This window comes from Alteromonas sp. RKMC-009, from assembly GCF_003584565.2.
GTDB lineage: Bacteria > Pseudomonadota > Gammaproteobacteria > Enterobacterales > Alteromonadaceae > Alteromonas.
Map to the genome: position 1 here is coordinate 3,567,185 of NZ_CP031010.1, position 21,699 is coordinate 3,588,883.

General features: G+C 50.0%; 18 protein-coding genes. 11 read left to right on the forward strand and 7 right to left on the reverse strand.

The features are described 5' to 3' along the window. The gene (locus DS731_RS15840; protein ID WP_119503452.1) at nt 1–2,145 is read right to left on the reverse strand and encodes an acylase; all 2,145 of its coding nucleotides are present in this window, start codon (nt 2,143–2,145) and stop codon (nt 1–3) included. Between the two features lie 385 nt (nt 2,146–2,530). Here DS731_RS15840 and DS731_RS15845 point away from each other — a divergent pair, with 385 nt between their 5' ends. The 4 genes from DS731_RS15845 (at nt 2,531) to DS731_RS15860 (ending at nt 7,280) form a co-directional block, all read left to right on the forward strand. Further along, nucleotides 2,531–3,205, forward strand: coding sequence for an SDR family oxidoreductase (locus DS731_RS15845; RefSeq protein WP_442858432.1), 675 nt, complete (start codon nt 2,531–2,533; stop codon nt 3,203–3,205). A 128-nt stretch (nt 3,206–3,333) separates the two neighbouring features. Further along, nucleotides 3,334–5,052: a bifunctional isocitrate dehydrogenase kinase/phosphatase gene (gene aceK, locus DS731_RS15850; protein ID WP_119502251.1), complete on the forward strand. Its 1,719-nt coding sequence runs from the start codon at nt 3,334–3,336 to the stop codon at nt 5,050–5,052. 141 nt (nt 5,053–5,193) lie between these two features. Next, a complete protein-coding gene (locus DS731_RS15855) occupies nt 5,194–5,874 on the forward strand; it encodes a response regulator transcription factor (RefSeq protein WP_119502252.1) in 681 nt (226 codons plus the stop codon). After that, entirely contained in the window at nt 5,871–7,280 is a 1,410-nt protein-coding gene (locus tag DS731_RS15860; protein ID WP_119502253.1) for a HAMP domain-containing sensor histidine kinase, read from the forward strand. The genes DS731_RS15855 and DS731_RS15860 overlap by 4 nt, the downstream gene beginning before the upstream one ends. Here the strand turns inward: DS731_RS15860 and DS731_RS15865 are convergent, their stop codons facing one another. Continuing rightward, on the reverse strand, nt 7,281–8,780 hold the full coding sequence (locus tag DS731_RS15865; RefSeq protein ID WP_119502254.1) for a DUF3360 family protein: 1,500 nt from the start codon (nt 8,778–8,780) through the stop codon (nt 7,281–7,283). It lies immediately after the preceding gene. Nucleotides 8,781–9,222: 442 nt separating this feature from the next. Here DS731_RS15865 and DS731_RS15870 point away from each other — a divergent pair, with 442 nt between their 5' ends. Beyond that, nucleotides 9,223–11,694 carry a membrane-bound PQQ-dependent dehydrogenase, glucose/quinate/shikimate family gene (locus DS731_RS15870; RefSeq protein ID WP_232373384.1) on the forward strand — a complete coding sequence of 824 codons (2,472 nt, stop codon included), beginning with the start codon at nt 9,223–9,225 and terminating at the stop codon, nt 11,692–11,694. A gap of 156 nt (nt 11,695–11,850) precedes the next feature. Here the strand turns inward: DS731_RS15870 and DS731_RS15875 are convergent, their stop codons facing one another. The 3 genes from DS731_RS15875 to DS731_RS15885 form a co-directional block, all read right to left on the reverse strand. After that, entirely contained in the window at nt 11,851–12,555 is a 705-nt protein-coding gene (locus DS731_RS15875) for a GNAT family N-acetyltransferase (RefSeq protein WP_119502256.1), read from the reverse strand. Between the two features lie 175 nt (nt 12,556–12,730). Then, on the reverse strand, nt 12,731–13,270 hold the full coding sequence (locus tag DS731_RS15880) for a DUF3833 domain-containing protein (protein ID WP_119502257.1): 540 nt from the start codon (nt 13,268–13,270) through the stop codon (nt 12,731–12,733). Beyond that, nucleotides 13,267–13,797: a chalcone isomerase family protein gene (locus DS731_RS15885; protein ID WP_119502258.1), complete on the reverse strand. Its 531-nt coding sequence runs from the start codon at nt 13,795–13,797 to the stop codon at nt 13,267–13,269. The genes DS731_RS15880 and DS731_RS15885 overlap by 4 nt, the downstream gene beginning before the upstream one ends. Nucleotides 13,798–13,908: 111 nt before the next feature. On the opposite strand from DS731_RS15885, the gene DS731_RS15890 reads away from it, so the two are divergent. The 4 genes from DS731_RS15890 (at nt 13,909) to nspC (ending at nt 17,784) form a co-directional block, all read left to right on the forward strand. Continuing rightward, a complete protein-coding gene (locus DS731_RS15890; protein WP_119502259.1) occupies nt 13,909–14,811 on the forward strand; it encodes a 1-aminocyclopropane-1-carboxylate deaminase/D-cysteine desulfhydrase in 903 nt (300 codons plus the stop codon). A 129-nt stretch (nt 14,812–14,940) separates the two neighbouring features. Continuing rightward, nucleotides 14,941–15,342, forward strand: a complete 402-nt coding sequence (locus DS731_RS15895) for a hypothetical protein (protein WP_119502260.1) — start codon at nt 14,941–14,943, stop codon at nt 15,340–15,342. Nucleotides 15,343–15,436: 94 nt separating this feature from the next. Next, entirely contained in the window at nt 15,437–16,639 is a 1,203-nt protein-coding gene (locus DS731_RS15900; RefSeq protein ID WP_119502261.1) for a saccharopine dehydrogenase family protein, read from the forward strand. Between the two features lie 14 nt (nt 16,640–16,653). Next, nucleotides 16,654–17,784: a carboxynorspermidine decarboxylase gene (nspC, locus tag DS731_RS15905; RefSeq protein WP_119502262.1), complete on the forward strand. Its 1,131-nt coding sequence runs from the start codon at nt 16,654–16,656 to the stop codon at nt 17,782–17,784. A 128-nt stretch (nt 17,785–17,912) separates the two neighbouring features. Here the strand turns inward: nspC and DS731_RS15910 are convergent, their stop codons facing one another. Both DS731_RS15910 and rsmI read right to left on the reverse strand, forming a co-directional pair. Continuing rightward, nucleotides 17,913–18,179, reverse strand: a complete 267-nt coding sequence (locus DS731_RS15910; RefSeq protein WP_119502263.1) for a hypothetical protein — start codon at nt 18,177–18,179, stop codon at nt 17,913–17,915. A 102-nt stretch (nt 18,180–18,281) separates the two neighbouring features. Continuing rightward, on the reverse strand, nt 18,282–19,124 hold the full coding sequence (gene rsmI / locus DS731_RS15915) for a 16S rRNA (cytidine(1402)-2'-O)-methyltransferase (protein WP_119502264.1): 843 nt from the start codon (nt 19,122–19,124) through the stop codon (nt 18,282–18,284). Between the two features lie 212 nt (nt 19,125–19,336). On the opposite strand from rsmI, the gene DS731_RS15920 reads away from it, so the two are divergent. Both DS731_RS15920 and DS731_RS15925 read left to right on the forward strand, forming a co-directional pair. Further along, complete coding sequence (locus DS731_RS15920; RefSeq protein ID WP_161599168.1) at nt 19,337–21,346, forward strand: penicillin-binding protein activator; 2,010 nt, start codon at nt 19,337–19,339, stop codon at nt 21,344–21,346. A 4-nt stretch (nt 21,347–21,350) separates the two neighbouring features. Further along, nucleotides 21,351–21,695 (forward strand): YraN family protein, encoded by a 345-nt coding sequence (locus tag DS731_RS15925; RefSeq protein WP_119502266.1) that lies wholly within the window; start codon nt 21,351–21,353, stop codon nt 21,693–21,695. Nucleotides 21,696–21,699: the final 4 nt, after the last annotated feature.

The following is a 21,699-nucleotide window of genomic DNA, read 5'->3' on the forward strand; positions in this document are numbered from 1 at the left end:
CTAATTTTTATCGAAATTACCGTCGATATGCTCTGTGTTAACAGTATTCTTTTCAATTTCATCCCGTAGCAACAGGAACGGCCGGTACTGCTCATTTTTCAGCAGTTCGAGCTGGTCAGAATAATGCTCAGAGCCTTTCTGGCGAGAGTTACCGTAAGCCATAAGGCCTTTAGCTTTAACCGGCGTAGAGAACTCAATCATCGAAATCCACGTTTCACCGTGATAGGGCTCACGGATACCATCCTCATCAGGATCGACCCAGGTGATTACGTTAAACGCCCCAAGGTTCCCGTAGCCACCGTGACCGGCAACGTCTTTATCGAGAATGCGGAAGCGTGAAATTTCCCCGAATACCGGATCTATTCTGCCATATTTAGCTTTGGTATTCTCAACAGCCGTTTTCAGCATCACGACAGCCTGAGCCGGATCCTTGATGCCGTAAGGCGTAGACAGCGGCTTGTCCATACTCCAGCCCTCAACATAATTCGCTTCACTGCTGAATCGCGGTCGCGGACCGGAAAACTGTGCTGCCCACTCCTCGAACAGATACCCCGCGCGGCTGTCTTCGCTGAAGGTTTTGTCCCAGTTCTCAAACAGGGTAACCGCCTGCTGAATTTCCGGATCGTCACTCTTTCTGGCCTCAGTAAGAAGCTCATCCAGCAAACGCTCCGCCATCAGGGAGTATGTGGAGGTTTTCATTTCCTCAAACTCAGCAAAAGATAGCTTACCTGATTCCGCCATACGTTTAACTGCGCCCTGAGCACGGAAAGACATTGGGCCTTTAGGGGCGACATAAGCAGGGAAGTCTTCAGGCTTATACACCACAGGATAGGTAGCCAACCAGGGTGGATCGTTTGCGTTCTGAACGAAGCCACTGTCAGGGTTAATCACTTTTGGCAGTTCTTCATAGGTGTGCACTTCGGTCCAGAGATACTCAGAACTGTCGCCGGGTACCAGCCCCTGCCAGAAATCTAAATCTCCCTGTTTGCGTTTCGGCAGAATACCGTTATCCAGATACTCGATGTTGCCCGCTTTATCCGCGTAGGTGATGTTGAAGGTAGGAATTTGCAGGCGTTTCATGATGGTCTGAAATTCATCAAAGTCTTTCGCCTGAAGCATGTCGTAATACTGCTGCAGCATAAAGGGGCGGTCGAGGCCTGCAACACGCAGAGCGATGGTCACACCGTCATCACGAACAAACACCGGACCATGCACAGATTGTCTCAGCTCAAGTGTTTTCTCCTCAACGGAGCCATCTTCCTGCAGCACCTTATAGTGCCTGGTTTCTGTTTCAAACGGCAGCGTTTGGCCATCATACACATAGCCATCATCTTTGAGTGTCAGCAAATAGGAAGTCGCTCCCAGCATGCCGTTCACAGTATTAGAAATGCCCATATTCTGGTTGAAGGCAAAGCGGATGACCGGCAGACCTACCTGAGTCGCACCATACATTTCAAAGCCTGGTCCGGTCAGGTGGGATTCATAATACGTAAAGAAACCGGATGCCCAAGGCAGATGCGGGTTCTGCAGCAACAGGGTATTACCGCTCTTTGACTTCGATGGCATCACCGCATAAGTATTGGAGCCGTTTTTCACTGGCGGCGCACGGTCACCGATGATTTTGCTCTCGTTAGCGACATAGATGAAATTCATCAGCCTGTGGGCGTGAGTCACCACATCAGTACCGGTTACCGGAAGCACTTTCAGCACGTCCTGATCCAGCTTTTCAGGGTGTGCCTCAGCGTAATCGTTGATACCTTGTGCAAACGCATCCAGATTGGCTTTGAAATCCGGCTCCTGAGCCTGATACCACTTTTCGCCCCGTTCAGGCACGCCGTTGGCAATCAGCCACTTGTCGGTGGACTCATAATCTGCCCCCCAGTACTCCGCCCCCTTTGCTCGCGCCTGGCCATAGAGCCGGAGAATGATATCTCCCTGACTTTCTGCCTGCGCCCAGCCAAAGCCATAGAATACCGATTCCGCGCTGTCTCCATAAACGTGAGGCACGCCGTATCCGTCCCAGCGAATCTCGGTGCCGGTTGCTTCAGCAGGTTGCTCAACAGAGGTGGTCTCCTCCGGTGCAGGAGAGCACCCGGGAAGATAACAGCAGGCTGCAACCAGCCAGAATTTAATTAAAAGTATCATGGCAGGTGTCTGCCCCTGAGTTCTGTATGTGCGGAGGAAAGCGGCAGTGCTTCCCCTGCGATACATAGCTGATACTTTCGAAATGAATTTTGATAAGAGAGAGGCAGATTTTAAACCGCGCGCTTGCGTGTTTTTACTTACTGCCAAACGGAAGAATACAGAACTTTCTTTATTATTTTCAGACACAAAAATCCCCGCCAGTGGATGACATTCATAATTAAGGCAAGGTATTTCTTATTTGAAACCAAACTATCATTACTAAGAGCAGGTTCGCAATAAAAAATGGGCATGCTGCTGTCCTATCAGTTGAATCATGATCAAACCTTCTCTCCCATAAGTACCAACATTAACTTGAAAAAATTCGCCCGACAGGAAGGAGTTGACGATGAGTAAAGTGGTACTGATAACCGGCGCATCCAGTGGCATTGGTGAAGCAACAGCCAGAAAATTAGTTGCCGGTGGCCATAGATTGATTATCACTGCACGAAGTAGCGATAAACTTGAAAAGTTGACCGATGAGCTTGGCTCTCAAAACGTCCTTGCTGTGGCTGCTGATGCCACGGATTTTGAGGCACTTTCAAAGGTAGTAAAAACTGGCGTTGACCATTTTGGACGCCTGGATGCCGTTTTCGCTAATGCCGGCAAGGGTGTGAACGCCGCCGGTACTCAAAATGGTGATCCTGAGGAATGGGATACCATGGTTGATATCAATATTAAGGCTCTGCTCTGGACGGCTAAGCTAACGCTTCCACATCTGAAAGAAACAAAGGGCCATTTCCTGCTCACCAGTTCTGCGGCAGGTAAAGTGTCAATTAAAGGGTCAGTGTACGGAGCGACTAAGTGGTTTGCCTATGGCTTCGGGATGAACCTTGCCGAAGAAATGAAAGAATGGCAGGGCCGGTGCACCACAATATGCCCCGGCATGGTCAATACGCCGTTCTTTGACGAACCCAAAGAAGACAAACTTCAACCTGAAGATGTAGCAGATGCTGTTGCTTTTGCCATCAATGCAGACCCGCGCAATAGTGTACGGGAAATCTATCTGATGCCGGCCAACTGAGTGTCACGGGTACTTAATATAAGTCTGTCTGATTGCTGACAGACTTATAATTACTATTCACCAGAGTGTTACTGCCCTGACACGCCATGTGCTAGGGTTATGGTGTAAAAGTTTAATGAGCACCGGCCATGACAGATACCCGCCTGGCGAAAAAAATCGCATTTCAAATTCTTACCCACTTTGATAAAAGTTACCGGTGGTTCACCCGTATAACCCGTGGCGCAAAAGAGCGCTTTGAAAATGGCGAGTGGTCTGCCACCCAAACCGCGTCCAGAGACAGACTGAACATTTATGAGAAAAGTGTTTCCGACGCGGTAGCTGATATCTATCACCTTGTGGAAGTCCACCAGCGGGATCGCAGCTTCTGGCAGGAATTAAAGGAGTCATTCACCCGCCACCTTGAAACCCATCCCCAGTTTGAGCTGGCTGAAACATTTTATAATTCCATCATTGGCCGTCTGTTCCGTCACCAGAGCTTCGACAATGACATGATGTTTGTGCTGCCCAGCCGGTGCTTTCTTCCCGGCCGCGACCGGGCGCAGGTGATTAACAGCCTCGACACCACGACCACCGTGGCACAAATGTATGAATCTATTTACAAACTTTACCGCTTCAACCTTGCCTTCGAAGATTATCCCCGTGATATGGCTCACCTTGAAACAGCGCTGCGCAAGCGTCTGAACAAGGAACAACTGGCCAGCGTGGAACTGGTGGAAATCCTTAAACCGGTATTTTATCGTGGCAAATCGGCTTACCTTATCGGTCGTATCTGCATGCCCGGCGAAACCCTGCCCTTTGTCATCTCCATGCATACCAATGACAATCAGGAAATTTATGTGGATGCCCTGCTTACGGACCGTCAGGATCTGAGTGTTATCTTCGGGTTTGCCCGCAGCTACTTTATGGTGGATACCCAGTATCCCGCCGAAATCGCCGCCTTTTTGCAGGAGCTGCTGCCGCATAAAAAGCATTTTGAATTGTATATGTCGCTGGGCCACCACAAACACGGCAAAACCGTGTTTTACCGCAATTACCTGCAGCATTTGGATAACAGCGACGACATCTTTGAGCGGGCACCGGGAACCCGCGGCCTGGTGATGATGGTGTTCCATCTGCCGTCATACGGGGTGGTGTTCAAAATCATCAAAGATGAATTTGCAGAAAGCAAAAAAATTACCCGTCAGCACGTGAAAGACTGCTACAAGATGGTGAAAATGTCGGACCGTGTGGGCAGAATGGCCGATACCCATGAATACGTGAATTTCCGCTTCCCCCTTTCACGCATGCATCCGGACCTGATACAGGAACTGAAAGACACCTGCGCATCCAGCCTGGAATTTACTGGTGACGAACTTATCATCCGTCACCTGTACATTGAACGGAAGATGACCCCGCTTAATCTGTATCTGCTTCAGGAAACCGATGAAGACAAACTGCGTCACGCCATCTACGAACTGGGTTTGTGCATAAAACAAATTGCGCTGGCGAATATATTCCCGGGCGATATGCTGCACAAGAACTTCGGCATCACCAAAGGCGGCCGGGTGATATTCTATGATTACGACGAAATTTGCCTGATGAAAGATCGTAATTTCAGAACACTGCCCAAGTCCGACGATCCTTATGCTCTGGATACCCTTTCAGTGGCGCCCGATGATGTGTTCCCCGAACAGTTCGAACACTTCATCGTGGGGAAAAAACAGTTCAAGGATATCCTCAAAGAATATCACGGTGATCTGATGACGCCCGAATACTGGCAAAGTGTGCAGGCAATTACGGCCCGCGGTGAAGTTCAGAATTTTACGCCGTACAATCCGGCCATGCGCTTCAGTAACCGGCGCACCTGAATCATCAGTTTCTCACAGTCTGCTATCATTAAAAGATTGTCATAAAGACTAAATTTAACTGGAAATCGATTATTCTGGTGATCAGGCAAGTACGTTTATGGCGTATTAGTTACTGACATTTCTGATGGTAGAACCACACGTATGAGAGCATTAATAATTGAAGATGATCACACCGTTGCAGATCACATCCGCAATGGTCTTGAGTCGGCCGGACATGAATGCTTTCATCAAAGTGACGGTAAAAGCGGACTAAACCGTGCCCTTGATGAGCAATTCGATCTGGTCATATTAGATATCATGTTACCTGAGATGGACGGCTTTACGGTGTTGGATAACATCCGTTCTTCGTCTTCCGGTTTACCGGTACTGCTTTTAAGTGCCAAGAGTCAGGTTGATGATAAGGTGCGGGGCTTGCGCTCAGGGGCAAATGATTACCTCACCAAACCCTTTGCCATTGAAGAGCTGCTTGCGCGGGCTGAAGGCTTAACCGGCCGCACTGCCACCAGCGCGAAAGAAACGGAATTATCGGTGGGCGACCTGACCCTGGATTTGCTGCGCCGGAAAGTAACCCGTGGCGACACGGAAATCGATTTGCAGGCCAAAGAGTTCCAGCTGCTGGAATGTTTGCTGAGAAACCGCGGAAAAGTGGTGACCCGCAGCATGCTGCTGGAGCGGGTATGGAATTATCACTTCGACCCGCAAACCAATTTGATTGACGTTCATATCAGCCGGTTACGACAAAAAGTAGATAAAACGTTTAATATACCCCTCATCGAAACTGTTCGCGGTACCGGTTACCGCATCTCAGAGGGTATAGCTTGATAGCAATTGGTGCGTTTACTCGCAGTTCCAGCTTCAGGGTAGGCGCATTATTTACCGCCCTGTCTTCTGCGGGCATTTTATTTATTCTTTATTTCTGGTCGTTATCTGACGACGACAAACTGCTTACAGAAGCCCGCGCGGCCCTGGCCGCAGAGCGTTTTGCATTCGGTGAAATTTATGCACAGGGCGGACTTAGCGCCCTCACCTCCAGCCTTGAAGGCCGCGCCGCCAGTTCTGACAACGACTCACTCCTTGCATTGCTCGGACCGGACAACACCATTCTGGCCGGAAACCTGTCGAAGCTTCCCCCGCTGACTAATGACACCATGCCGGCCATAGTACCGGTGTCGCTACCTGATTATCTCCGTGAAGACATGTCTCTGCGCACAGAAAATCCGGACGCCAGCAACCTGTTGTACGATGTAGTGACTCTGGGCAATCATAAGATCTTTATAGCCCGCAACGTTGAAGCGCTGTACAGCAAACAAAAAATTGGCCGTGCTCTTGGCTGGATCTTCGCCGTCATGCTGGTGATGATTGCAGCACTCAGCTTCGGTGTTGCTCTGTATGTGGTGAACAGAATCAACCGCATGTCTCACACGGCCAGCGACATCATGGATACCGGCGATCTCAGTGCCCGCATGGAGATCGACAGCAACTGGGATGATTTAAGCAAACTGGCAATCGTGTTTAATAAGACCCTGGATAAGATTGAGAACTCGGTAAAAAATATCAAACAGGTTTCAGACAATATCGCCCACGATTTACGCACTCCGCTTTCCCGCTTACGCAGCAAACTGGAACGCATGGATGAAGGGGAGTTACGGGACGAGGCGCTGGCTGAAGCCGACAACCTTTTGGCTATTTTTAACGGCCTGCTGCGTATTGCCGACGTGGAAAGTGAGCGGCAGCGTGCCGGATTCGACAACGTGGCCCTGCATACTGTTGTTGCCGATGTGGTGGATTTATACGAACCTCTGGTGGAAGATCAACTGGTATCTCTGACCTGCAATATCGAGCCCGTTGAAATTGAAGGTGATATGCACCTGCTGTTTCAGGCATTGAGCAATTTACTGGATAACAGCCTGAAACACGCCAAAAATAACTGCCGTATTGAAGTTAACCTGATGAAAACCTCACACCGGATCATCATCGCTGTTTTTGATTCCGGGAAAGGCCTTCCTCCCCGCGAATTTGAAAACCTCGACCGGCGCTTTTACCGTGCAGAACAAAGCCGTACAACGCCCGGCAATGGTCTGGGCTTATCCATGGTCAGTGCTGTCACATCCCTTCACTATGGCAAGCTCTGGTTTGTCGATAACCCGCTGTGTACTCACAGCGGGTTCGGTGTTGTGATGAGTTTGCCCCTGCGGCAGACAAAGGCAAAACGCCCGTCAGCAGATTAATCAGCCGTGATTCAAAATAGCCGGAATGCCGGGTAGCAAACCGACGAGCGCCATCACACCGGTCAGAACAACGAACATGATGCCGGGAATGATCCAGCGGTTCATTTTTGACAGTTCCGCGCTGCGTTCTTTACATCCGATTAAGCCCAGATTGTCCAGTAACATGGTAAGTGACCAGCCGAATGCAGGGTTCACCAGTGATGAGGCAAATACCACGATAGCTGCCGACTGGGTGGTTTTGCCTTCTCTGGTCATTTCCATACCCGCTTCGAGTAACGGCACAAATACGCCCACAATCAGTGCAACACACAGCACCGGCTCCCAGATAGCAAGATCCATGGGATAACCCAGCAGCCCTGCAGCAACACAGAACAGCGCCGTTAAGATAGCGCCGGCGGGAATAGGACGCTTGGCAATAGCAGCAGGAACAATATACGTCCCCCAGGAAGAAGTGAAGTTAGCGCCTCCCATGAGTGATCCGGCTACCTGACGGGTGGCAGCACTCACCATGGTGTCATCAATGTTCATCTGTACTTTTTCAGTCTTTGCCGGATAGCTGATTTTCTGAAACACCTGATGTCCCAGAAAGTCCGGTGACCACATTGCCACAGCCAGTACTGCGAAAGGCAGCACCACGATGAACTGCTCAATACCCGGCAAGCCCAGCATCCAGCCGGTGTTTTCTCCCCACCAGTATGCCGGATTCATATTAGGCAGCCCCGGAGAGGTATGAAACTCAAACGGTGCGCCCAGCATAAAGGCCAGCCCGCCGCCAAGCAGACAACTGAGCGGCACTGCCAGCCAGCGCTTCTTCCAGTGTTCAAGTAAAGCATAGAGTACAATTGTGCTGAGTATTACCACAAAGGCAATATGCGCCATATCTATGCCCTGCGCCCATGCAAATAACTTTTTCACCTGCGAGGTAGTGCCGATGAACCCCAGGTACAGCAGGAGTCCCCCGCACACCCCTTTGCTGGTCAGGTTAGCCAGCAAACTGCCGCCTTTACTGATAGCCAGCAGCATGCCGAAGATCCCGATGAGCAGTCCGAATGCCATAGGATGTCCGCCGGCTGCAACCACTATAGGGATGAGCGGGATAAGCGGACCATGAGTACCGGCAAGGTTTGCGGTGGGCAGTAAAAAGCCGGAAAACAGTAAAATGAAGAACGCCACAATCACCAGCTCGTAACGCACGTTCTCCAGGATAAATGCATCGCCAAGCCCCAACTGACCGGCAAACGTGGCAGCAATGGCACCGACCATCACCACCTTACCAATGGTGCCGGCGAGTGCCGGAATCGTGTCTTCCCACTCAAAGCGGTAATCTCTGAACGGCAAATTCGGCCGCCACCTTTTAGGAGACATGATTTGTAACTCACGCTCAAGGTACTCATCCCTGCTTGAAAATTCTGAAGAAGGCTTGTGTTGTTCTGCGTAATCGGAAGTTGAAGGCTGTTGATGATTTGAAGATGGGTTTGTAAACCCGCTACCTGATCCCATACTTTCTCCGCATGTCTGGCTTAAGAAAAAAGCCATCCTAGAGCAAACACCACCCGTCAATTGTTAACATAACTTGAAAAAATAAACACAAAGTAAACATTCAGGAACATAAATGGTCGTCGCCGGACAATAAGCAACGGGGAAACCTGCGTTAACAAAGCACAGAAAAGAAGTAACAACGAGAACCTTTAGTTAACATTTGGATAACACTACGATATAAGCTATTAGTCGTATAGATGCTGTTAAGCGTAATAACTGTACTGATCATCTATCTCTGACCTGCCCGCTGAACCAAAACACCACCGTGCCGTAACGAAAATTGTAACGGGCAACCGCAACATCTGAGTGCATGCCCGCTTCCCGTCGCGTCGTTCTGTGCGCGCACTGTTTCAGACCTCTGCATCAGAGGCCTTTTCTTACAATTTTTAAGAAGGATTTTACTGTGACGACTTCCAGTCAGACTTCTGCCAGCAAGTACACATTATTTGTGTCTGCCCTGCTGGTTTTATGCGGTCTGCCATTGCTTGTTGGCGGTGGCTGGCTCGCTGCCGCAGGTGGCAGCTGGTACTATCTTCTTGCGGGTATTGGCATGCTGATATCTGCATTTCTTCTGGCCAGACAATCACGTGCCGGTGTGTGGATGTATGGCCTGGTTGTGCTGGGCACTGGTTTATGGTCCGCATGGGAATCGGGGCTGGACTACTGGCGCTGGGTACCCAGGCTTGATGTGGTGATGGTGCTGGCGCTCCTGGTCGCCTTAACCATGCCCCGGTTAAAACAACCATTCAGTAAGACGTTGTCTTACACGTATGCCGGCGCATCTGTGGCAATTTTTGTTGTAGCCTTTGCCCTCGCTTTTGTTCCCTACGGCTTTAATCAATATGATGCCGTTCCCGCTACAGCAAAAACCTCATTTTCAACTTACACCGGTCAGCTTGATAAAGCGGATCAACCTGCCAGCGGAGACTGGCCGGCCTACGGACGCGATAATGCTGCTACCCGGTACTCTCCCCTCACACAAATTAATACAGGTAACGTGTCCGGACTCACCCGTGCCTGGGAGTTCAGAACCGGCGAGATGGACGTAAAAAGCTGGGGAGCGGAAACCACGCCTATCAAAGTGAACGACCGGCTTTATCTGTGCTCAGGCCTGAACAATATGTTTGCACTGGATAGTAAAACCGGTAAGCAAATCTGGAAGTACGATGCCGGACTGGATCAAAAAGATATTCCTTACACTGCCGCCTGCCGCGGAGTGGCTTACTACGACACACCGGCCAGTGCGATGACAGAAGGACAGACAACCTGTAAAGCCCGCATTGTCGAAGGCACCCTGGACGGCCGTATTATCGAAGTGGATGCAGATACCGGCAAACCTTGCGAAGATTTTGGCGACCACGGCCAGGTAAGCATCAAGGAGCATATGGGGGAAACTCCCGACGGTTATGTAGCCATTACCGGCGTACCTAACATTGTTCAGGGAGTGATTATTACCGGCCATCAGGTTATCGACGGACAAGCCCGCTACGAACCGTCCGGCGTCATTAAGGCCTATGATGCAGTGACCGGCGAACTGAAATGGGCATGGGATATGGTTCGCCCGGACATAGACACCATTCCTCCTGAGGGTGAAACCTATACCCGAGGTACACCGAACATGTGGACTACAGGTACGGGCGACAACGAACTTGGTCTGGTTTATTTGCCTATGGGTAACTCAACTGCTGATTACTACAGCTCCATGCGCCGCAAAGAAGAGCATGAATATTCAAGCTCACTGGTCGCTATTGATGTAAACACCGGTAAGCCCGTCTGGCATTTTCAGACCGTGCATGCCGATGTGTGGGATTATGATTTAGGTTCTCAGGTCACTCTGCTCGACTTCCCTGTTGAAAACGGTACGGTGCCTGCGTTGATGCTGCCATCCAAACAGGGCGATTTGTATGTGCTTGACCGCAGAACAGGCAAGCCTCTCACCGGGGTGACTGAAAAACCAGTGGCTCAGGGTGGTGTTGAGCCGGAAGAGCGCTCAGCCACGCAGCCGGTAAGTGAATATCACGCTCTGCGCAAACCACCGCTGACAGCGCAGGATATGTGGGGGATCACGCCATTTGATCAACTGGCATGCCGCATCCAGTTTCAGGAAGCCGCTTATGACGGTATGTATACGCCTCCCACTGTCAATCAACGCTGGATCCAGTATCCCAGCTACAACGGCGGCTCTGACTGGGGAAGCATAGCTATCGACCCTGAGCGCGGCGTTATGATTGCCAATTACAATGATATGCCCATGTATAACAAACTCGTTCCCCGCGACATAGTTGATAAAGAAGGCTGGCTGACCCGTGCAGAAGAGAATGAAAAGTTCGGTGGTCCGGCAGGCGGCGCTGAAGGTGCAGGCGATCCTCAGGTAGGCACGCCCTACGGTATTGATGTGAATGCTGGCTGGCGTCTGCCATTTACCGGCCTACTGTGTAAAGAACCGCCCTACGGCGGGATCCGTGCCATTGATATCGCCACCGGCAAAACCCTGTGGGACAGACCTCTTGGTACCGCCCGTAATAATGGTCCGTTCGGCATTGCCTCTCACCTGCCAATCAATATCGGCACACCAAACAACGGTGGCGCGGTGGTGACAGCCGGTGATTTGATTTTCATTGCAGCAGCCACTGACGGGCTTATCCGTGCTATCGACATAAATACCGGAAGCACGGTATGGCAGGATGAACTTCCCACCAGCGCTCAGGCCAATCCGATGGTGTATGAACAGGACGGCAAAGAGTATCTGGTGATCATGGCCGGCGGCCACCATTTTATGGAAACGCCGGTGGGTGACTATGTCATAGCTTATGCCTTGCCCGATAACATCGCCCGCAATGCTTCCGGTGCAGGTAGTACACCGGGGCAGCTGTGATAGCTGTTTAGTAAGGGGGTATTGCCCTAATCTCAAAAGCTTCCCTTCTCCGCCTGCCGGTGAGGGAAAGCTTTTGCCAGTTTATGTACCGGTCTCTGTTTTTACGGGATAAACCCGGCACACGGAGGAACTTAAACAGCCATCAGGCACAAGCCTTTAGTTTTGAAGAAATTCAGCTAACTTTTGCTTTTGTCGCCCTGCTGCATCGAAGTTATCAGACGCAAGCCAGGCTGCATATCCGGCCCGCATTTTTGCATACTCGTAATCCAGGATTGCATACCATGCGGTATCGCGGTTTCGCCCCTGTGTGACCAGCATCTGTCGGAAAATGCCTTCAAAGGTAAAGCCGAAACGCTCCGCTGCTGCTCTGGACGGGGCATTTAATGCATCGCATTTCCATTCCAGCCGGCGGTATCCGAGTGTAATAAACACATATTCAAGCAGCAACGACATCACTTCTGTAGAAATCGCCGTGCGCTGCATCAAAGGTGAATAAATCAGATGGCCGGTTTCGATTACGCCATTTGTCACATCGATTCTCATCAGAGAAACGGTACCGGCTGCATGACCTGATACTTTGTCGATAACGGCAAAGTGATAAGGATCTTTTTTAGCCTCTATGCCGAGCAGGAAGTCGCGGTATTCCCGCAATGACTCAAACGGCCCGTAAGGTAAATAGGTCCAGCTTCGTCCATCTTCATTTTGCTGAAAAGCATGATACAGGCTTTCAGCATGACGTTGTGCGTCGAGGCGTTCCAGACAGCAAAACTTGCCATCAATGCGCAATGCTGCAGGCGGCTCCACAGGTTGCCAGTCTGGCAAAGCATCGCCAACAGGCTGTCCGTATTCATTCAGTTTCATTTTGTACTTTTGCGGGGGTTAATTTGAACTGATAGAACGCTACCACCGGAACTGTAGTAAGTGCCACTATTCTTTCACATTAAAGCGCAGTCAGGTGGCGACTGAAATTTCAGTCGCCACTTACCGGTATAGAACAGGTAAAGAACAGCATGCAGAAATTTGCAGTTATAAAGCTCTATTGTTTCTGCATAAAAATAGTCACTTCCGCCATGGTGATGCCAAATTTCTTTATATAAGAACGATTCATCATGGTGTCTTCAGACATGCCAAAAAACCAGTCATCAAAGGCAACTTCGTAGGTGGTGTCGTCAACAGGCAAATCCATGCTGTAGGTAAAGTTGAAGGCATTGCCGTAACTGGTGCCCTTTGCGGTTCCCAGAATATCGCCCGCTTCACCGGCGTACCGGCCATTTCCCTGCGGAGTAATGCGCCAGGTGCGCTTTTTCACGCCGTCACCGAGCTGATAAGTGAAGGCCTCTTCAAGAATAAGTGTATCGCCTTCCTGACGGGCGTTTATGTCGACAATGAAGCGCTGCACCACTTCACCTGAACGGTCCTGCACAATGCCCCAGGCTTTAACGTCACCACTGAAAAACTGATACAAATCGAATGCGGGCGTTTGCTGACGGTAGGTATCGCCTTCAGGCGCGCCGGCGCAACCTGCCAGTCCTGTAGCAAAAGTAACAGCAAGTAAAATACGTAAGACTGATTTCATTTTCTCTCTCCGGTCAGAGCTTTGCGAACTGCAGGCTCTGAGGTGTTTTCCGCCAGCCAGATAGCAAAAAATGCGTCAGTAAACGCCTCTTCCTCAACTTTGCCCAGCGGTTCGTCGTTATAATAAAACTGTGTATTTCCCTGACTGTCAGCCACACCCGTCAGGCGGTCACCCTCTTCAACATCGGGAAGCAGCGCTTTCATTTCCTTTTCCCAACGTTCAAGAACGGCTTTATCAGAGATCCCCTGCCCCTTCATCTCTTTCACCGACCGCTCTGCAATGTCTTTGCCGTTAAAATCGCGCAGGTAGGTGAGTTCAAGGGCGAACGGGCGCTTGTCTTGCCAACTACCGTCAGCGGTAAACAACCTGATGTCGTATACATCCCAGAACAGATAGCTGAGCCGTGATTCTCCGGCCAGTTTTGCTTTGTCCGGCCAGAAGTCTCCCTCTGGCTCAGAAACTGGTTCTGCGGCGGCAGAATACACAAATACAGATAAAGCCAGCGCACCGGCCGTTTTCGTAAACATGGGAAACCTCCGTTATCCGGAACAGGTAACTAATAGTGATTACAAGCTTTGCACCCGGCCTGATCATTCATTAACATCTGTTAATGTAGCTGTTCAGAACAATTTGTATTAATGACCTCACCAATTTCTCTGCACGATACCGGAGAGCTATTGCTGCCTTCACCGTTGCAACCATTCCACCCTGACTGGCCGGGTGCGGATAAACTGAATCTGTTTATAAAACGGGATGACCTCATCCACCCGGTCATATCCGGTAATAAATGGCGGAAGCTGAAATATACCTTCAATGCTCTGCCCGCCGGTTGTGAACGCATCATCAGTTTTGGTGGCGGCTTTTCTAATCATCTTCATGCCTGCGGCTTTTTATGTGCATTGTCTGGTTTGCCATTCACGGCGATTGTGCGGGGAGATTACTCAACGAGCCTTACTCCCATGCTGGAAGATTTGTATCGCTGGCAGGCGGACATCCGCTTCGTTGATAAAAAAACCTACAAACTGCGGGATGATCCTGACTGGCTCTCGGCTTTATCTCAACGTTATCCCGGTTCAGTAATCATTCCGGAAGGTGGCAGTCAGCATCTCGCGCTGAAAGGGGTGGCAGAAATTGTTGAAGAATGTGATGTGGAATTTGACCATGTCATCGTCCCCGTGGGCAGCGGCGCAACCCTGGCAGGGTTAATTACCGCACTAAAAAAACCACAGAGCGCAACAGGCATTGCAGTGCTGAAAGGTGAAGCGTACCTTGAATCTCTGGTAGAAAACCTGCTTCCGCCGGACACCGTAATGCCAGCATGGCAGATTCATCATCAGTATCATTGCGGTGGTTACGGCAAAGCGCCGGAAGAACTGAAAGCGTTTTGTAATGATATGCAGCGCAGCTACAACATACCTGTTGAGCCGGTCTATTCAGGGAAAATGTTTGCTGCCGTTAAAGATATGATTGCCAACGGTCAATTTTCCTCTGGTTCTGCTGTGTTATTAGTGCATACTGGAGGTCTTCAGGGCGCACGGTGATGTGATCTGAACGGGCATTTTCCCCGTTTCAATGCACATATTCTGTCATTTAAAAGACTTTGTGCAGGGTTATCTTTTTCGTTGAATTTTTATACTTAAAAATCAACATGTTTTATCAGGAGAACCAGATTGATTAATAATCCGCAACAATTGCCCGAACCACTGCAATTGCTGGTTAACCGCTCACTTCATCTCTGTGAACTTATGCTTCCTCACTGCAGCGCGTTGTATCCTTTTGCTGCAATTTATGAAGATGGCCGCGTCGGCTGCCTGTTTGCAGACGACCGTTGCCACGGCGAAAATGAAAGTTACCTTATCGAACAGCTTCAATGGCGAATCATCGATACCACCACTGACACCGACAGCTACAGTGTGCTGGTATATGCCGCTACCGTTACCACAGACAGACACAAACAACTCAACGCCATTGCCATCAATGCCGGTCATCCAAACGGCGATGAAACTATGCTACTGTATCCCTACTTCCGGGTCGGGAAAAAGATTGTAGTATCCCCGCCAATTCCGGGCTGAAAAATTGCTGGTTACCGGCTAACTTTGCTTGCCAAAAAGTTGATGTCTGCTAGCATTCAGCGCAAATTTACCTAACGTCACGGGAAATAAAAATATGTCTCGCGTTTTAATTATTGGTGCTGGCGGTGTTGCCGCTGTAACAGTGAAAAAATGTGCCCGCCTGCCAGAATATTTTGATGAAATTTATCTGGCCAGCCGTACTGTATCCAAGTGCGAAGCCCTGCAAAAAGAAGTCGGAGCTGATCGCGTAAAAGCGGTTTATGCCGTTGATGCAGACAATGCTGCTGAAGTTGAAAAACTGATTAACGAAGTAAAGCCTGACTTGCTGATCAATCTGGCACTGCCGTATCAGGACCTGCCAATCATGGACGCGTGTCTGGCAACCAAGACAGATTACCTGGATACTGCGAACTACGAACCCAAAGACGAAGCTAAATTCGAATACAGCTGGCAATGGGCCTATCAGGATAAGTTCAAAGATGCCGGCATTATGGCGTTGTTAGGCTCAGGATTTGATCCGGGCGTAACGAACGTATACACCGCTTACGCTGCAAAACACTACTTTGACGAAATCCATTATCTGGATATTGTTGACTGTAACGGCGGCGACCACGGTCAGGCATTCGCGACTAACTTTAACCCTGAAATTAATATCCGTGAAATCACTCAGCGCGGCCGTTTCTGGGAAAATGGCGAATGGAAAGAAACCGATCCGTTGAGCGTACGTGAAGATCTGGATTACCAGAACATTGGTGTCCGTGCATCTTACCTCATGTTCCACGAAGAGCTGGAGTCAATTGTTAAGCACTTCCCTACCCTGAAACGTGCCCGTTTCTGGATGACGTTCGGTGATGCTTACCTGAACCACCTGCGCGTACTTGAAGGTATCGGCATGACCAGCATTGAGCCTGTTGATTTCCAGGGTCAGAAAATTGTCCCTCTGGAGTTCCTGAAAGCCGTATTACCTAACCCGGGTTCACTGGCTGAAGGCTATACAGGTCAAACGTGTATCGGTACCTACATTACCGGTGTGAAAGACGGCAAAGAGAAAACTATCTTCATCTACAACAACTGTGACCATGCAGTCTGTAACGAAGAAGTGGGCGCTCAGGCCGTGTCTTACACCACTGGTGTACCGGCAATGATTGGCGCAATGATGATGCTGCAAAACAAGTGGAAAGCACCAGGCGTATGGAACATGGAGCAATTTGATCCGGATCCGTTCATGGAGCAGCTGAACATTCACGGTTTACCGTGGCATGTTATTGAGTGTGACGAAAGTCCGTTCAAACGTTAATTGGAGACAACAGGTTGACTGATTTAACACAGCGAAATGATATTCCTTCTCCCTGTTATGTGCTGGAAGAGGAAAAGTTAATTCGTAATGTGACGTTGATGAAGCGTGTTCAGGATGAATCCGGCGTGCGTATTATTCTTGCGCTCAAAGGGTTCTCCATGTGGTCCAGCTTTGACATCATCAAACCTTACCTGCACGGTGCAACAGCAAGCTCAGTATGGGAAGCTAAACTGGCCGCGGAGATGGGCAAAGAAGTCCATGCATACTCTCCGGCTTACAAGCAGGCTGATATTGCTGAGCTGAAAAATCTGGTCAACCATATCTCGTTTAACAGCATCAATCAGTGGCATACCCACCGTGAAGCGCTGGGCGGCATATCCATGGGATTACGTATCAATCCTGAACATCAGGAAGCTGATACCCCGTTATATGACCCGGCTGCCCCCGGCTCCCGCCTGGGGATCCGTGCTTCTGAGCTTGAAGGTGTGGATTTAACAGGTATTGAAGGTTTTCATTGTCACAACCTGTGTGAGTGTGATTCCTTCGCCACTGAGCGCACATTGAAGGCCATTGAAGCACGGTTCGCTAAATGGCTGCCATCACTGAAATGGCTCAATCTGGGCGGTGGTCACCTGATGACCCGTGCCGGTTATGATGTTGAGCATTTAATTGCAACGCTGAAAGACTTCAAAGCACGTTATCCTCACCTCGATGTGATTATGGAACCGGGTTCTGCCGTTGCCTGGCAGACCGGACCATTGATCGCCGAAGTAGTCGATATTGTTGAGAATGAAGGCAAAATTGCCATTCTTGATATTTCCGCCACTGCACACATGCCGGACGTTCTTGAAATGCCTTACCGTCCTGCCATTTTGGGTGCCGGTGAGCCGGGCGAAAAAGCTCACGACTACCGTTTAGGCGGCAACTCCTGTCTGGCCGGTGATGTGATTGACACCTATTCCTTTGATAAACCGCTGGAAATTGGTGACCGTTTGCAGTTTGAAGACATGATCCACTATACCATGGTGAAAACCACTTTCTTCAACGGCGTTGAGCATCCGGGGATTGGTATTCTGCGGTCAGACGGAACCTTTGATCTGATCCGTCAGTTCAGCTACGAAGATTTTAAAGGCCGTTTGTCTTAAAACGCGCCGGTAATAAACGAAAAGACTGCCTTGAGAAATCAGCAGTCTTTTTTTATGCCTGCAAGCTGAACTCCGCCGGCGGGCTCACAGCAGGAAATCCGTGACGCCCTGGTGAAAAAGAACGAAGGTTAGATAACACAGCTACCGCGGCAGATACCGGTGTGGCTGACGCGGTCGTCCAACAGCAATTCTCCGTCCAGCAGAATCTTAAACTCCGTCCCTTCCGGAGCACTGATACTGTACTCCAGCCCGTACATGTGCTCTTCGTGCACATGGATCTTCGCTTCTTTATGCGGGTAAATCAGATCATAAACACCGTCATCATTACGCTCGGACACTACGTCGAGCATCCATGTTCCCTTGTTGATTTCGATAGACAACGTCTTTTCAATCATGGTCGCTCCTGTTTTCCTTTTTTACTGTGCAGATTTGTATTCGCAAGCATGAACTGAGGATCAATAATCATCATCCGTGATGACTGTATCTCCGGTTTCCGGTTATTCCCCATCCATCTCCAGACCAGCCTGATACAGCGCATTCTTTTTAAGGTTATAGTGTTCCGCAACAATGGCTGCCGCTTTTTTCAAAGGCAACAACGGCTTAAGTGACGCCAGTAGTGATAATGCTTCCGGCGGCAACGCTTTTTGTTGAGCAGCAGCCGGGCTGATCATCAGTACAAATTCCCCTTTCTGACGCACCGGGTCTTCCTGCAGCCACTCAGCCACGTCCTTTGCTGCACCATCAACGTAAGTCTCAAAGGTTTTGGTCAACTCCTTTGCCAGCACAACATGACGGTGTTCGCCAAGGGTCTCACAAACATCCTGTACAGTATCCAGTACCCGTCTTGGCGCCTCGTAATACACCGTTGTGAATGTCCGTTCGCTCAACCCTTCCAGTACTTGTTTACGCGGTCCGGTTTTGGGTGGCAAGAAGCCTTCGAACATGAATTTATCGGTGGGCAAACCGGATGCACTCAGCGCGGTGATCGCGGCACACGGGCCGGGTAATGCCACAACAGGGATCCCCTCTTCACGGCAACGGCGAACCAGTATAAACCCGGGGTCACTGATAAGAGGCGTACCGGCATCACTGACCAGAGCAACAGCTTCCCCGTCTTTTAAACGCTGGCATAACATGGCAGTGCGTTTATCTTCATTATGCTCATGCAAAGACAGTGTGCGTGTATTGACGGAAAAGTGCTGTAACAGTTTATGAGTATGCCGGGTATCTTCTGCTGCAATCCAGTCCACTTCCGACAAAACGGTTAATGCCCGGGGTGAAATATCATCCAGGTTGCCAATCGGAGTTGGAACAATATAGAGCGTTGCAGATTCAGACATAGTGTTATCTCATACAAAATAAAAAGCGCAGGTAACTGACATTAGCGGCGGCGCTGAAACCGGCGCAGCGGATGCGTAGCCCGCCGGACACCCTGGCAGGAGCTGTTGTATCCGGATTGTAGCATGACGAAGGGACAGTTTATCGCTGCAAACATAGATTTTCTGTGTGTTTTCGTTACACTGACGTGGTTTCTCATCAGAAGGAATTTTCGGTGAATTTGTCTGCAGGTTGCCTCCGCTTCTCACAACTCACTCTCATTGCCAGCGCGTTAGTACTCGCCGGTTGTGGCAGTACACCTAAAACCGTGCAATCCCGCGCGCCGGTTGAATCAAACACTCAGGTACCTGTAGTGAACATAGACGACTCTCCGGAGTCGCTGATTAAGAAAGCCCGGTCTGCATGGGAGGACAACCATGATGCCGTTCAGCGTAACCGCTATCTGCTTGATGCCGCAGACCTGTACCTGCAAGAAAATGAAAGCACTAAAGCACAGGCAATACTGCTGTCATTAAAAGAAGATGGCGTAGCAGAAGAAAACCGCCTTCGTTTGAATTTCCTGATTGCAACTTTGTATAACGGCGATGACGCTGCCAGCGACGACGAATTACTGTCACTGCTGTCTCCTCTTGCTACGATTGGTGATCTGAAGCGCCGCCAGCAGGCGCTGCGTGCAACGATACTTGAGCGCAAGCATGACTGGACAGGAGCGGCAGAAGCGTATGCAGAATCACTGGAACCTTCTGCAGAAAGTGTGGAAAAAATCTGGGCACTGGTTAACCGTGCCACACGGTCTCAGCGACAACAGGCTCAGGCATCCTCAGCCACACTCCGGCCTTACCTTGCTCTGTATGACCTGGCAGCAACGGAAGGTTTGTCTCCGGCAGGCTTAAGCCGCGCACTGGTTCAGTTCAATCAGGTTTATCGCGGACATCCGGTCAGTGAGTATATGCCCGCCAGTGTCGTTGCCGGTGCGGAATTACGTACAGAGCCCCCCCGTGAAGTAGCCGTATTATTGCCTTTAAGCGGTAAACTTGGCGCAACGGGCACAACAATTAAAGAAGGTTTGCTTTCTGCTTATTACGACCAGGCCAGTGCTCTGCGCGCAGGTGAACAGCCGGTATCTCTGAACTTTATTGATACACAGAACAAAACAGCGGATGAATTGCTTAGCGCAATACATGGCTACAAATGGGTGATTGGGCCGCTATTGAAGGAAAATGTCGAAGGTATTATGCACCGTATCCCTGCCGGCACCCACCGGCTTGCCCTTAACCGCGCCGACGCGGTAGCTGCCGGAGATAACCTGCAAGGTTTAACAGGCAATACGTTGACGTCAGATGTCCCTTCGCTGGCAGACATCACTGAACAGGCCGGGAATGCCCTTAATCTTCAGCCCGCAGCCACCTCTCAGCAAGCTTTCTTCGCCCTTGCGCCGGAAGATGAAGCAACCCAGCTGGCTGATTATATTTACCAGAACGGATTTAAAACGCCTATCGTCGTTTCTGCTCAGAACAGCATCAATCAACGTATGGAGACTGCGTTCACTACCCGCTGGCAGGAATTAAATGGCAATAAAGCACAGGGAAAACAGGTTAAATTAACCACCGTGCAATTTACCGACAGCAATAGCCTGCGTGAAGGCATTACTCAGTCGCTGGACGTGGCTCAAAGTCACGACAGAATTAAGCAGATTGAGTACATGGTTAACGAAAAACTGTACAACGTGCCCCGCAACCGCCGGGACGTAGATGCCATCATTGTTTTTGCATCGCCTGAGCAGACTGAATTGCTGAACCCCATGGTAGAAGCCAGCCTGAGCCCTTTCAACGGGCAGACAGTGCCGGTTTTCGCCACCTCCCGTTCTATTGAGTATGATGACACCAAAAACCAGTGGCGTGATTTGCAGAATGTACGCTTCCTGGACATGCCCTGGATGTTGCCACAGCATCAGTGGCAAACCTTGCAAAGCCGCTCAGAAACCCTCTGGCCACAGCGTTCAACGCAAATGTCCAGACTGTTCGCCTTTGGTGTAGACGCTTATAATCTGCTTCCTCACATGCCATCCATGATGGCCTTACCGCAAACAAAATTGTCCGGATTAACCGGTACACTCAGCATTAACAGTCAGGGCGATGTTGTACGTAGACTGCCCCAGGCAGTGATCAGCAACGAAGCGGTGCAAATGCTCTCCTCCGGAAAGGCTGCCGCACCGGGACGCTGATATTATGGCCACCGCCAGAGATACCGGTTTACGGGCTGAGCAAACAGCCCGCAGCTACCTCGAAGGACAGGGCCTGCTTTTTTTGTGCTCAAATTACACTGCGAAAACCGGCGAACTGGATCTGGTGATGCGGGAAAATGACACCCTGGTCTGTATTGAAGTAAAGTATCGTGATGACGACGGCTACGGCAGCGCTGCAGAGTTTGTTACGCCTTCAAAGCTCAGAAAAGTCAAACGCACCTTTGAACATTATTTACTGTCATGTGGTCTTAACCCGATACACACACTCGCGAGAGTGGATGTGGTAGCATTAGATGGTGATAAGTTACAATGGCTTAAGAATGTGTGAAAAC